The sequence below is a fragment of the Patescibacteria group bacterium genome, from assembly GCA_028717685.1.
GTDB lineage: Bacteria > Patescibacteriota > JAQUNI01 > JAQUNI01 > JAQUNI01 > JAQUNI01.
This window is the reverse complement of sequence record JAQUNI010000001.1, coordinates 628,608-642,390: the sequence shown is the minus strand read 5'-3', so window position 1 is coordinate 642,390 and position 13,783 is coordinate 628,608. Positions and strand designations below refer to the sequence as shown.

At 40.3% G+C, this 13,783-nt stretch carries 15 protein-coding genes and 1 tRNA gene; 8 read left to right on the top strand and 8 right to left on the bottom strand.

All coding sequences use genetic code 11. From position 1 onward, the window contains the following. Positions 1-36: 36 nt before the first annotated feature. From PHW01_03180 to PHW01_03145, 8 genes are all read right to left on the bottom strand, one after another. Entirely contained in the window at positions 37-360 is a 324-nt protein-coding gene (locus PHW01_03180) for a YbjQ family protein (protein MDD5626980.1), read from the bottom strand. Between the two features lie 61 nt (positions 361-421). Continuing rightward, entirely contained in the window at positions 422-1,150 is a 729-nt protein-coding gene (locus PHW01_03175) for a dihydrofolate reductase family protein (protein ID MDD5626979.1), read from the bottom strand. A 127-nt stretch (positions 1,151-1,277) separates the two neighbouring features. Continuing rightward, positions 1,278-1,694 carry a VOC family protein gene (locus PHW01_03170; protein ID MDD5626978.1) on the bottom strand — a complete coding sequence of 139 codons (417 nt, stop codon included), beginning with the start codon at positions 1,692-1,694 and terminating at the stop codon, positions 1,278-1,280. Positions 1,695-1,824: 130 nt separating this feature from the next. Next, positions 1,825-1,910, bottom strand: a tRNA-Ser gene (locus PHW01_03165). Positions 1,911-1,917: 7 nt separating this feature from the next. Further along, positions 1,918-2,178, bottom strand: a complete 261-nt coding sequence (locus PHW01_03160) for a GIY-YIG nuclease family protein (GenBank protein MDD5626977.1) — start codon at positions 2,176-2,178, stop codon at positions 1,918-1,920. Between the two features lie 217 nt (positions 2,179-2,395). Further along, positions 2,396-2,638, bottom strand: coding sequence for a hypothetical protein (locus tag PHW01_03155; GenBank protein MDD5626976.1), 243 nt, complete (start codon positions 2,636-2,638; stop codon positions 2,396-2,398). A 279-nt stretch (positions 2,639-2,917) separates the two neighbouring features. After that, complete coding sequence (pyk, locus tag PHW01_03150; GenBank protein MDD5626975.1) at positions 2,918-4,372, bottom strand: pyruvate kinase; 1,455 nt, start codon at positions 4,370-4,372, stop codon at positions 2,918-2,920. Positions 4,373-4,513: 141 nt separating this feature from the next. Next, entirely contained in the window at positions 4,514-4,855 is a 342-nt protein-coding gene (locus PHW01_03145) for a hypothetical protein (protein ID MDD5626974.1), read from the bottom strand. Between the two features lie 274 nt (positions 4,856-5,129). On the opposite strand from PHW01_03145, the gene PHW01_03140 reads away from it, so the two are divergent. From PHW01_03140 to PHW01_03105, 8 genes are all read left to right on the top strand, one after another. Next, positions 5,130-6,176: a glycosyltransferase gene (locus PHW01_03140; GenBank protein MDD5626973.1), complete on the top strand. Its 1,047-nt coding sequence runs from the start codon at positions 5,130-5,132 to the stop codon at positions 6,174-6,176. An 80-nt stretch (positions 6,177-6,256) separates the two neighbouring features. After that, the gene (locus PHW01_03135) at positions 6,257-8,014 is read left to right on the top strand and encodes a hypothetical protein (GenBank protein MDD5626972.1); all 1,758 of its coding nucleotides are present in this window, start codon (positions 6,257-6,259) and stop codon (positions 8,012-8,014) included. A 149-nt stretch (positions 8,015-8,163) separates the two neighbouring features. Continuing rightward, positions 8,164-9,015 carry a glycosyltransferase gene (locus PHW01_03130; protein ID MDD5626971.1) on the top strand — a complete coding sequence of 284 codons (852 nt, stop codon included), beginning with the start codon at positions 8,164-8,166 and terminating at the stop codon, positions 9,013-9,015. A gap of 43 nt (positions 9,016-9,058) precedes the next feature. After that, on the top strand, positions 9,059-10,186 hold the full coding sequence (locus PHW01_03125) for a glycosyltransferase family 4 protein (protein ID MDD5626970.1): 1,128 nt from the start codon (positions 9,059-9,061) through the stop codon (positions 10,184-10,186). Next, positions 10,187-10,987, top strand: a complete 801-nt coding sequence (locus PHW01_03120; GenBank protein MDD5626969.1) for a class I SAM-dependent methyltransferase — start codon at positions 10,187-10,189, stop codon at positions 10,985-10,987. A gap of 5 nt (positions 10,988-10,992) precedes the next feature. Then, positions 10,993-11,637 (top strand): class I SAM-dependent methyltransferase, encoded by a 645-nt coding sequence (locus PHW01_03115; protein MDD5626968.1) that lies wholly within the window; start codon positions 10,993-10,995, stop codon positions 11,635-11,637. Next, positions 11,610-12,674, top strand: coding sequence for a glycosyltransferase family 4 protein (locus PHW01_03110; GenBank protein MDD5626967.1), 1,065 nt, complete (start codon positions 11,610-11,612; stop codon positions 12,672-12,674). Before PHW01_03115 ends, PHW01_03110 begins: the two co-directional genes overlap by 28 nt. Further along, the gene (locus PHW01_03105; GenBank protein ID MDD5626966.1) at positions 12,671-13,753 is read left to right on the top strand and encodes a hypothetical protein; all 1,083 of its coding nucleotides are present in this window, start codon (positions 12,671-12,673) and stop codon (positions 13,751-13,753) included. The genes PHW01_03110 and PHW01_03105 overlap by 4 nt, the downstream gene beginning before the upstream one ends. Positions 13,754-13,783: the final 30 nt, after the last annotated feature.

Sequence of the window (13,783 nt, the reverse complement as noted above, 5' to 3'; positions counted from 1 at the left end):
TGGAAATCCATTGAAAAAATTTATTTTACTAACCTTTTATTCAACCACCACTGCCGTGCCATAGCAAAGCACTTCAGTTACGCCGGACATAACTTCATTGGCATCATAGCGCACCGCGATAATGGCATTGGCGCCCATTTCCTCGGCATGTTTTACCATTAAGTCAAACGACTGCTGGCGCGTTTTCTCGCACAAGGAAGTGAACAGCGAAATGTTTCCTCCGACCAAAGTTTGCAATGAGCCCCCGATTGAGCCGAAAATTGACCTTGAACGAACAGTGATGCCCCGCACCAAACCCAAATTTTGGGTTATCTTTTTGCCCGGCAATTCCAATGCCGTGGTAATACTTTTTTGGTTCATAATTTTTATTATTTGTTATATTTTTTATAATTATGGTATAGATGATTATTGCGCTTGCTGTCTACATAACAAATTTTTCAACTTCTGTTTTGTTAATAACATCATATTGCAAATGCAAGTACGAATTTTCTAATACATCGCACCGCTTGAGTTTTAACGCTTTAATCTGTTTTAGCTCATTCAAAGAATGCAATGATTCTCCGCCAATCAAACTAACCGTGTCTTTCCCACCAATCAAGCAAGGCGCAACTACGAGTGAAATATGATCAATTAAATTAGCCCTCAAAAGTGCGGCATTCATTGTGCTCCCAGACTGGATAGTTAATCTTTCAATGCCATAATCCGATTTTAGTTTTCTCAATAAATCCAAAAAATTAATCTCATCTTGATAACTAATTATTTTTAAATTTTTTGATTTGACTTTTTCTGCTGGATGATTTCTATTGGCTGTTACGACAGTTAATGAATTAAACTTTTTTAAAAGATATAGAATGCCACTTTCTTGCAAATGAACTCCGTCTACGATTATGCAGTTAGCCGGAAGCTTAGCCGGCTCGTCTTTTCTATTATTTACATTTAACGATTCGCAATTTTTTGTCATCACTCTGCCCGTGATCAAAAAATGCATATCCGTGGTTTTTTCAAGATCATAATACTGCTGAACTCCCTCTTTTATTCCTTTTATCTTGCGAAAATCAGAATCAGTATCCATATTATCGGTATCACCAGTGGAAATTTTTCCATCAACAGAGCTAAGCATGAATAAAGTTGTAATTAGTCTATCACTCATATTTTATAGTGCAAACCATTTTTAAATTTTTCTTTGGCGGAATAAAAATTCGAGCGTGCGAGGCAACATCTTTCAATTTCGCTAAAAGCACAACTTGGCGGAGAGCGCGAGACAAAGTTAGAATTTTTTATTCTTGTTTTATGCCTATCCCTTGAGAAAATCTCAATAAATACCCATCAGGATCCATCACGAGAATTTCTCGACAACCATGTAATGTATTATCCACTTTGTACCAACTGTCTTTTATTCCTCTTTTTAGTGGATAATTACTGCTCGCAAGTGAATCAATAATTCTTTGCACATCATTTGTCTCTATTTGAAAGTTTAATCCTCGCCCATAAGGATACTCTGGTTTTCCATTATGCCATTCTTCAACATTATCTTCTTGCTGAATCATAATTTGACTACCTTGGTATGAAAGAAAGGCAAACAAAGGATTAGGGCGTTGGTATTCGAGTTTAAAACCTAATAAATTTGTATAAAAATATAAACTTTTTTGAAAGTTAGAAACATACAATTCAGGTTTTAGACTATTAAATTTCATATGTTTTTATTATAGACAATATTTGGCGGATTTATCACGCCGTAGCCGAGCGAAGCCCGCCTTCAGCAGGGCGTAGCTTTCAGCGTGGCGAAGCCCGCCTCCGCCATTACGGGCTTCGGCGAGGCGAAGGCGGAGAGGGCGAGATTCGAACTCGCGATGCCTTGCGGCATACACGCTTTCCAAGCGTGCGCAATAAACCAACTATGCGACCTCTCCCAAAATATTATTTATTAAATTCCATAATATCCTTAAGTAAATATTTCACCCTTTCTCTACCCTTACCCGACTTTAAAAATAACTCTTCTCTCCTAGCGTCTCTCTTACTTAAAAAAGCCTCATAATACACCAGCTGCCATGGAATTCCTTTCTTAGTTGATCTAACTTCACCTAGATTATGCTTTAAAAATCTTCTTTTAAGATTAGATGTGAAACCCTTGTATATTTTTTTTAACCTCGTGCTAAATAATATATATACATAATACATATTAACTAGACCACTACCAGCCCTAGGCTGGTCGGCCTTGGGCCGATGCGACCTCTCCAAAAATGGAATCAGAAATAGGGAATAATGGAATCAAAAACAAAAATTCGTAATTTCTAAATCCCTGCTTCCTTCCTCTTTATTCTACCCAATTTAAGCCAAAAAGAAAAGGGCGTCTAAGGTCGACGCCCTACGATTTTTTGGAACAATGAAAAACTGGTTATGTAGCCTTCAGTAAATGCCCAACATCATTCAAGATCAATCCGATGATGTATTTCGCACTACCCTCAAATCTAACTCTCGACAAACCAATAGCGTTAGCAATTTTGCGTGGAATTTTCACAATTTTCCTTAATGTACTACCTGCTTTTAAGAAGAAGGCAACATCTTTGAAATCACCCAAGGAAAAATTGACCGCTTTGCAAGCCTGTTTAATAATACTTCTAACGCTGTCTTCAAACATCTGTCGATTCATTCTTATTTCCCTCCATAATAGGAAATTTTTAGGATAGCACCAAGAACATAAACACTGAAGGTACAATTCAAGTCGGAAAACGAAACCAATCCCCTCGCATTTATTCATCACCTCCCAAAGCGATGGATTGTCAGTATGCCAAAGAACGAGTCCCCACGGAAGTACAAGCTTCTTTTCACCCTATCACTCCTTTCATTGGTGTTGTGTAAAAACCAAAAAACACCCATATCTGACGGTGCTTTAATTATAATATAAAAATAAAAAAAGTCAAACAGTCACGATGCGTAAAGATGTAGACCAGCCATTGCCTCGCTCTTTAAATCCAGTCATTACTACCACCCTGTCCCCTGCCTTTACCAGTTCTTCTTTCTGAAGTGTCTTTATGCTCTTCTGGATGAGCATCTGGCTATCGTGAAAATCCTGAACAAGATAAGGAGTGATACCCCAAGAAAGTAAAAGTTCGCGGTAAACATTGGGGCTGCCAGTTATGGCGATAATAGAACCGGCGTTCGGCCTGTGGCTCACAAGCGCCCGACCGGAAAAACCAGAGCGCGTGGTCACCAAAATCGCCTTGGCGCGAATATTGGCAGCTAAGATGCAAGCCGCCTGACTCATCGCTAAAACCGGCGATAACTCTTTCTTTGTGGGATGAGAGGGATAAATAATATCATCGTAGGGCGAGCGCTCGGTCTCGGCGCAGGTGCGAGCCATAAACCTCACCGCCTCTGTAGGATACTTGCCTGTTGCCGTTTCTTGGGACAACATTACCGCGTCGACATGGTCCATCACGCTGTTGGCAACGTCGGAAATTTCCGCTCGCGTCGGCCGAGGATTATCCTGCATAGAATCCAACATATGAGTAGCCACGATCACCGGCTTCGCCGCGGCTAAACACTTGCTGATAATCTCTTTTTGAATTAAGGGCAGGCGCGTAGGATCAATTTCAATGCCTAAATCTCCGCGCGCGACCATAATACCATCCGCTTCCTCAATAATCGCTTCTAAATTATTTAAAGCCTCTTCTTTTTCAATCTTGGCGATAACCTTAGTCCGAGGCGTTTCCCTATTTTCATAGACCTTAATCAAACGTCTTAGAGCCAACACATCCTCTGTGCTCTGCACAAAAGAAAGGGCGACAAAATCAACTCCTATCTTGATCCCATACTCTAAGTCCTGTCTGTCCTTGGGGGTGATGGCGGATAAACCCAAAGCAGACCCTGGAAAATTCATTCCTCGCCCGGAAGTGAGCAAACCGCCAATCAAAACGCGGCACTTAATCTCTTTCTTGCGAATGGCGAGGACTTTAAATTTAAAGAGACCGTCATCAATCAAAATAACTCTTCCTTTTTTTAGATCTTGATCCAGCTTCTTGTAAGTAACCTGAAAAACCTTGAGCTTATCTTGATTTTTTTTCTGTTGCGGAGTAAGGGGCGCGGTAGTAATAATTACGGTTTCACCTTCCCTTAATGTCAAACCTCCCTTTTTGATGTTGCTTACGCGCACGCGCGGCCCTTGAAGGTCTTGGATAATCGCCACTCCTTTCCCCAATGTGCGCGCCGCGCCGCGCACATTGCGAATCAAAGCGCCGTTATCCTCATGTGTTCCGTGGGAAAAATTAACCCGTGCCACATCCATCCCTTCTTTCAGCATCGTCAAAATAGTCTCCATCCTGCTGGATGCTGGTCCAATGGTGCAGATAATTTTTGTTTGCTTTTTCAACACAAATTAAAATTTTAGAATAACTTAAATGTTTATCGTCACGAGCTGACACCCACAATATTATATGATGGAATAAAACCAACAAGAAATCCGCCTCTTTCAAAAGAGAACCCTCTCCAATTCTAAAAGCCAATTTTTGAGAATTTAAATTTTGATTTTTTCCGCAAGCTGACCCACCCCCGGCACCTTCCACCATTTTCCTGACATAGCCTGAATAAAACCAATGACAATAAAGATGAAAATCACCAAATTCAAAATCCAACCCACCACTGGAATAATCCAACAGACGACTGAAGCAATCCATAAAATCAACCCTTGTTTAGCGTGAAATTTCGCGAAAGGGCTCTCTTTCTTTATCAGCAGGATTACCAAACTAATAATCCAGAGATAGCTGATTGCCGCTAAAACTTTATTCTCCTCAACATCTTTGCCTCCCTGAGGAGAAGGAGGGGTCTTTGTGTTTTCGGCCACTTTTTTTAGAGTCACAAATTGGAAATATACCCCCACACCTATGTTATAGATGCGGAGAATAAATCATAAAAAACTCTTTATGATTTTTCCCAGTCTGTGAAATGATAGATTTTTTAAAACTTTTTCTTTGATTTTGTTTTCCTTCTAGTATTATAACACAGGGTAAAAATCTAGCAACAACAAAGTGATCTTGTTATAATGAAAGGCGGTCTCTAAAGAGTAATGGCATTGCCATTAAAAATCGGGGGTTCGCGATTTACTAAAAGCAAGTTATCCCCAAAAAAACCCTATGTTTCCCTCAATCCCTGACCAAAAAAACAACATTGCCCCGCTTCAACTAAAAAATATTCCCGACCCAAAAATTCTTTTTATCGTAAGTTTATTTAATAATGAGGAGTTTATTCAAGAATCCCTTTCCGCAATCATCAGCCAAAGAGGCGCTTGGCAGAAGAAGATTTTAGTTATTAATGACGGCTCCCGTGATCAATCTGTCCTAAAAGTGCAAGAGTTAGCGCGCCGATATCCGGAAATCCAAATCCTGCAGCAGAAACATCAAAGCCAGGCAGCGGCTTTAAACTTTGGGCTCAAAAAGGCGCAAGGCTACGACTTTGTCGCCCTCGTGGAAGCGGATGTAAAAATTGAAAGGGAGTGGCTTCAGAAAAATCTCCCTGTATTTCAAAGACCTGTTATAATGGGAGTGGGAGGTAGCTTACAACCATTCCGAAAAGACAAGTGGATTGCGCGCTTGGCAGGCTCCGAAATAGAATACAAGCTGGCGCATCAACCGCGCTGTCCAATCCATCTTACCTCGGCAAATGTTCTTTACCGCGCGTCTATCTTCCGAAAAATTGGTCAATTCCGTGCTGATTTAAAAAACTCCTCTTTTGATATAGAATTCAATTCAAGAGTGATCCGTGTTGGCGGTCGGCTGGTTTATAACCCCGGCGCGAAGGCCTGGCATCATTACAAGCCCACACTCTCGGCTTTTTTAAAACGTTCCTATGCCTATGCCCGTTTCCGGCCATATCTAAAAGGTATTACTCCTTATCCTTATGATTATATCATTAAGCTTCAAATTGTTCTGGCTTTTTTAATCCCTGTCATTCTGCTCTTCGCGGTTATCTTTAATGACCCGCTGCTCTTTTTCGGTTGTTTTTTATTCGCCGTGCTTTACCTTCTCTCCACCCTACCTCCTATGATTTGGACCCTGCGGCGCAAAAATGATCGGGTGATGCTGCTTTATCCCGCGATCAGTATTTTGCGCAACAATGTCGCTCTTCTAGGATTAGGGGTAGGGGTTCTCAAATATTGGCAAACATCGGGGCGCAAAAAATAATCATCATCACAAAATGGGACGACCCTGTTGCTCCCCTAATTATAAGAAAGGCGTCTTCCTTATATCGACGCTATTACTTTATGCAAAACTTTTTAAAAAATTCCAAGCTGCTGGCCGTCACCATCTTTGTTTACGGATTATTCCAAAGGGTTATTTTGGACATTGCTTTTTGGGAAAAATACGGCTGGCACGCCTCCCATCTCACCGAAATCTGGATCTACTGCCAAAAAGCGACCCAAGCCTTAACTTTCAAGAACAAAGATATCACGCTTTATTTATTAAGGCTCATCGGCAAAATTTTTCCTTTTGATTATCTGCTTCATGCGGTCAGCATTTTCGCCGCTATTCTTTCCAGCCTTACCGCGGTGATGATCTTTTATTTAGTGAAAAATCTCATCCTCCCCAACACCAAAGAGGAATCCAAAGAAGATGATTATTTTATTCCACTCGCCGCCGCTTTTTTCTATACGGGTATCTCTTCAACGCAAGCTCTGTCAGTTGTTTCTTTTACCCATGATCTTATCCAGTTTCCTATTATGTTGGGGTTCTTGACCTGCGTCGTCGCTTTCTGGAAAAGATTTAATGCTTCCGAGAAGTGGCAAATTGGCCTGAAAAAAAATTGGCCCTACTTGGCTGCTTCTTCACTTTTAGCTTACCTTGGATTCAATATCAATCCTGTCTTTTTACTCACCCTGCCCTTTCTCTTAATTTATTCCATTTTCCAAATCCTCTACCGAAAACACAAAAAGGTAAAAAAAAGTACTGTTCTTTTACTTTATGTTTTTGTTTTCCTGACTTTGGTTTTAAGCCGTTATGTCTTCTATGATCAAATTCTTCAGCTTCTTCAGCATCTACTGCTCAAACTGCAGGGCATTGACCTTCTTTATATCCTCGGTCAAAATTCCAAAGACCTTGTGCCGACGGATATAGACAAAAAATTCTTGGATTTATATGTTTTATGTTTCTTTCTGCCTTTTGGTTTTTACGCCGCCTACGAGAAAAGGAGGGTGATTGCCCCGACCTTCTTTATTGCGAGCTACTTCCTCGCGACCACGATGGACCGCGGCTCCCGCCTGCTCAACATTGCCGCCGCCATTTTAGCTAGCTATGCCTTCTGGTATCGCCAAAAATTCCATCTTCTTAATTATGTTGTGGCTTCAGCTTTAATCATCTTATTTATTTTGAATCCCGGGTCAGGAATGCTCAAAACACCGGATAAAGTCATCTTTATTCTTTTGCCCTTAATTTTGCTTTGGGCTTTTAAAAAATACTTTCAGAAATATAGGGAGATCGTGAACAAAAAAATCTACCTCACCGCTCTCTTAATTCTCCTTCTCGCCCCTTCTTTTTTCTCCCTTTTTCTTTATAAATATTGGATCAAACCCGCGCTTACCGAAGGCGAATACACAATGGCGCGATGGATGAAGGCGAATACGCCGCCGCAAGAAAAAATCTTTTTAAACTGGGGCGAAGCCCCTTACTATGACTTTTTGACCAATCTCACGCCCGTAAATCGCCTGGCAAAAACTGGCTTTGACCAAAACAAAATCTACTGGCAAGGGGAGGAAGAAGCTACAGCCTATGCGAAAGAACAAGGAATCAAATATTTCCTCATTAATTCCGATGATTTTGCTATTTATAAAATGCCTCAAGACAAAATCGCTTACAGTTTCCGCGGGGCGCTTGAACAGTCCCTGGGCACAGAGGAATTGACTAACTCCTTTCTGGCGCAGATGGTTTATCATCCACGGGAATTGAAAAAAGTAAAACTCGTCCACGAAGAAAAAGATCGGGCAACGGAAAAATGGGTAAGATTATTTGAAATGAAAGAAAACTAAAAATTCTAAAAACGAATAACCTTATATTATATTGATATACTTAGTCTAAACTAAATACGATAGCTAACAATTAAAAGTTTTTGTAACTTGTAACCTATAACTTGTAACTCAAGTCTTGGGTTACAAGTTTCAAGTTATAAGTTAAAAGAATGAAAGTTCCCCAAATCTCAATCATAATGTCTGTTTTCAATGGCGCCCAATACCTAGAAGACAGCATCTCTTCTATTTTAAACCAAAGCTTCGCAAACTTTGAATTTATTATCATTGACGATGCTTCAGAAGATGATTCTTCGTCAATAGTAAAAAAGTTCGCGAGTCAGGATAAAAGAATAAAGATCATCAAGAATAATCGCAATCTCGGCTTAACCCGTTCTTTAAATGAAGGGCTTAAGGTCGCCCGCGGCAAATACATCGCTCGGCAGGACGCGGATGATCTCTCTTTGCCTGAACGTTTGCAGATTCAATATTCTTACTTGGAAAATCACCCTGAAATGTCTTTAATCGGCAGTTCCGCTGTATTTATTGACGGTCAAGGTAAAAAAATCGGTCATTATTTAAAAAAGGATAATCCCCAAAAGACAGCACAGACCTTGACCCGCCGTAACTGTATCCTGCATCCTTCAATTATGTTCCGCAACAAACGAGTTTATCCCCACACCAAAAATTTTGGTGTGGGGATGTATCGCGAAAAATTTTATTATGCCCAAGATTATGACCTTTACTTAACCCTTTTAACGGCAGGGGAAAAAATTACCAATCTGCCTCAATGCTTAATTAAATATCGTTATTATCGCGGCTCTTTAAGTTTTAAAAATCTTAAAATCCAAAAAAGGTTTGCTCAAAAAGCCAGAGAGTTCTATAATCAAAGATTAAAATTGGGACAGGATGAATACCATCTTTTTAACGCCCAAACCATCATGGAAAAGACAAAAAGAAGAGTGCCCCTCCTGCCTCTCCAAACAAGAATTTTTTTAAACCGCCTTTTCCGAAGGCAAAATTAGTACACCCCCCACCTATAGTATAGGTGGGGGATAAATCACCCCTATGCCACCAAGGATACGGAATAAAAATCTGGCTTTCTTTCTTACCTGCGGCCTTTCTTTAAAAAAATGGTCAGAAACAGGCCTATTAGAACGAGAGATTGCTCTTTACAATCTCTTGGCTTCTCAATTCCGAAAAATATATTTTTTCACTTATGGCGCGAGACAAGAGCTAGCCTTTCAAAAGTATCTTGCTTCCAATATTAAAATCATTTTTAAAAACAGCAGACTGCCAGACTTTCTCTATTCTCTTCTGATCCCCCTGTATCACCGTCATACTCTGAAAAGCTGTTCTTTTTTTAAATCCAATCAGGCTAATGGCGCCTGGAGCGCTTATCTCTCTAAATTGATGTGTAATCGCGGAGGAAAGTTTGTCTTCCGCACTGGCTTCACTTGGTCCCTTTTTGCCAGGGAAGAGAATAAAATCCTGCGCCTTTTTACGGTCATCCTTGAAACATGGCTTTACCGCGTCTGCGATTCGGCTTTAGTTTCCTCTGCCGCAGATAAAGCCTACTTGCAAAAGCAGTATCACTTATCTTCAGCCAAATTAATAGTGCTTGCTAACTATGTGGACACTGATCTTTTTAAACCCCAGCCTTATGTTCCTAAACTCGCGAAGTCCATCGTTTATGTGGGTCGCCTCCACCCCCAAAAAAATCTGTTTAATCTAGTGAGGGCTCTTCAATACACCAGCCTTAAATTAGACATCATTGGTCAGGGTAAATTAAAAAACAAACTGGAAAAATTTGCGCACAATTTGGGTGTCTCAATCCGATTTTTAGGCATCATCCCCCATCAAAATTTGCCTGCCATTCTTAATCGCTACAAAATATATGTGCTTCCCTCCCTATATGAGGGTTTGCCTAAAGCTCTGATTGAAGCAATGGCTTGCGGCTTGGCTTGTTTGGGCACCAACATCGAAGGGATAAGAGAAGTGATCCAACATAATGTTAATGGATATTTAGTGAACCCAAACGTAAAAAGCATACGCAAAGGGATTCAGAATCTAATCCAAGATGACTGTCTGCAAAATAGATTGGGCAACGAGGCCAGACGAACGATAGAAAAAAGATTTAATCTTAAAAATATTGCCAAGCAGGAAATTAAGATCTATGAACTTTTATTTAAATAAGTGAACCAATATTTTGATCCAACTTTGCGTCGGTTGATTTTTATTGGTACCCGGGCTGATCCCCTCTTTTGGGACCAACATTGGAGGAGATATAACATTCAAAAATTATACGCTCAAAACTCCTCTTTTGATCTGGTCGTAAAATATACCAAAAAATTCCTCCCCCGCGGAAGTAGAATTTTAGAAGGCGGCTGTGGGAGAGGTCAAAATGTATACAAGCTCTCCCGAGAGGGGTTTAACGCCCAAGGGATAGATTATGCATCCCAAACCATAAAGCGGGTAAAAAAACATTTTCCTCAATTAAATATTCAAGTAGGAAATCTCGAACACCTGAAAGTCCCAAATGGCTATTTCGATGGTTACTGGTCAATCGGCGTCATTGAACACTTCTACGCGGGGTATGAAAAAATCATTGACGAGATGGCGCGCGTTCTCAGAAAAGATGGCTTTCTTTTTTTATGCTTTCCTTTTATGTCTCCTCTCCGAAAAATTAAAGCTAGATTAAATTTTTATCCTTTATGGAAAGAAAATCTGGATTTACGAAAAAATTTTTATCAATTTGCGCTGGACGCGAATCAAGTAAAAAAAGATATAGGGAAAAGGGGGTTGACCTTAATCACTCAACATTATCTAGACGGCACCAAGGGGCTTAAAGATGAATGCGGCATTATAAGGCCTGTCCTTCAAAAACTGTATGACTCTCAAAATTCCGTAATGAAGGGGGCGAACCTCCTGCTCTCTCTACTCTCCTCCAGAATTGCCGCCCATTCCCTCCTTTACATCTTTCAGAAAACTTTCTAGAACATATGAGAAAAAAAATCTTGCCAAAATTTATCCTCAAGATACTACTCCTCACTGACAATTTTATTTACCGTTTAATCTCTGAAACGGTCATGAAATTCAATCACGGCGAACACCCCAAGCACAGGATTATGCAATATCACCAATTTTTTCTAAATCACATTTTAGAAGGAAGTCGGGTTTTGGATCTTGGGTGCGGTAATGGAGCCTTAACGCGCGACCTCGCCGAAAAGGCGGAGTATATTTTAGCGATTGATTTTAATAAAAAAAATATTGCTTGGGCGAAAAAAAACTACAACGCGCCGAATATAGAATATAAGGAAGGAAATATTACTCATATTGAAAATTGTCAAAAATTTGACACCGTTGTTTTATCCAATGTTTTGGAGCATATTGAAAAGCGGACAGATTTTTTAAAAAAAATCAAAACTCTGGCTCCAAAAATTTTAATCAGAGTGCCAATGATAAACAGGGATTGGCTGGCTTTATATAAAAAAGAATTGGGCGTAGAATGGAGACTCGATAAAACTCATTTTATTGAGTACACCCTAAAATCTTTTGAAGATGAATTGCAAAAATCAGGTTTAATAATAGAAAATTATTCCATTCAATTTGGTGAAATATGGGCAGTCGTCCAATCAAAATTTTAAAAGACTTCATCCTTAATCTTGGCGCCAAAGAATCCAACCAGCTGTTTTACATTGTGGAAAATGCCGACTGGATCATTAACAGAATGGGTAAAGACATCACGGAAAATATGAGAAGTTTTGGGCTGTTGCAGGCTCACGCCACCACTACCCCATGGGGATTAAAAAAACAAATCATCCACTTTGGTTCTCTCCACGCCTTCCTCGCCCAAAAAGGATTTTTAAAGCTGCGCTCTTCCAATAAAATTGTAGTAAGCTGCTTTCATCTTATGCCTCTTGATCCCAAAATAAAATGGATTAAAAAGGCCGCGAAGTATGTGGATTTTTTCCATACCTCTTGCCAATCTACTAAAGAGAGGCTCTTGGGGCTTGGTTTGCCATTAAAAAAAATAATTACTATTCCCCTCGGCGTGGATTTGAATCTCTTCCGACCCGTGTCCGTCCATCAAAAACTAAAAATAAGAGAGGCTCTGGGTCTGCCTCAAAAGCGGCTCATTATCGGCTCTTTTCAAAAAGACGGCATTGGTTGGGGCCAGGGCTTGCAACCTAAGCTCATTAAAGGGCCGGACATTTTTCTGCGGACGGTGACGGCGCTCAAAAAATACAAGCCCTTTATTCTTTTAACTGGTCCCAGCCGCGGTTATGTTAAACAAGGTTTGACAAGAGCGGGTATCCCTTACAAACACTTTTATCTGAAAAACTATTCAGACATCTGGAAAATGTATAATGCTCTCGATTTATATCTTATTACTTCACGGATTGAAGGCGGCCCGAGTGCTCTTCTTGAAGCTTGGGCAAGCGGCGTGCCTATCGTCAGCACTGCGGTAGGGATGGTGCCTGATCTTGCGAAAAATACTGAAGACATCCTCTTAGCTAACAAGGCAGACATCAAAAGCATTGTCGCCGCGAGTAAAAAGATATTTAAGGATCAATCCCTGCGGGAGAAAATCATTCAAAATGCGCTCCAAAAGGCGCAGCAATACGGCTGGCCTAAAATTATCCGCAGATATTATCAAGAAATTTATGCTCAATTGCTATGAATAAAAAATTGAAAATTGCGATCGGAATGAACCTCCAAAAAGGAGCGTTCGGAGGCGGAAATCAATTTGGAAAAACTCTAAGCAATTTTCTTAATTCCCGCGGCATTGATGTGGTTTTTAATTTAGCTGACCAAGACATAAACCTCATTCTTTTAACTGAAACAAGGAGGTGGCTTTCTTCTTGCGCCTTTGATGGAAGGGAGGTGGCTGAATATCTTTCCCAAAAACCAAACACTTTAGTGGTCTTCCGGATTAATGAATGCGACGAAAGAAAAGGGCAAAAGATTAAACTCCTGAACAGATTTATCCTCCAACATGCAAAATTAGCTGATCACGTGATTTTTATCTCCGCGTGGCTGCAAAATTTATTTCTCCGGCAAGACTCCAATCTAAAGCGCAAATCAACCCTGATTTTAAATGGGGCAGATGAAAGAATATTCAACCCCATAGGATATCAAAGATGGGCACGCAAAGGGCCTTTGCGCCTCGTTACTCATCACTGGGGCGCGCATTGGAACAAAGGTTTTGATATTTACCTTGCTTTAGACGCGCAACTAAATAAAAAAAGGCAGAACCAAATCGAATTCACATTCATCGGTAATCTGCCACAAGGAATTCAATTCAAAAAAACCAAAGTCATTATCCCTCAAAGCGGTCAAATGTTAGCCAATGAAATTAAAAAAAACCACGTCTATCTCACTGCCTCACGGAGCGAACCCGCGGGCATGCATCACATTGAAGGGGGCTTGTGCGGTCTTCCCCTCTTATATCGGCAAGAGGGAGCACTTCCTGAATACTGCCAAGGATTCGGGATCCCTTTTCGCAACATCCAAGATTTTCCCCAAAAGCTTGGGGAAATGCGAAAAAACTATCATATTTGGGCGCAAAAAATGCTCCAATATCCCCATACAGCAAACAAAATGGCGCAGGGTTATCTGGACCTTTTTATTGCTTTAATAAAACGTAAACAAAAAATCCTCTCCGAGAGAAGATTAACCGGGCATAAATTACCTTCTTACTCTGCCACTTACCAAATTCTTCAAAAAACATTATACCTCAAGGAAAAAATACTCCAATAACAACGCCTACGCCTTATTTGACGCTTAATT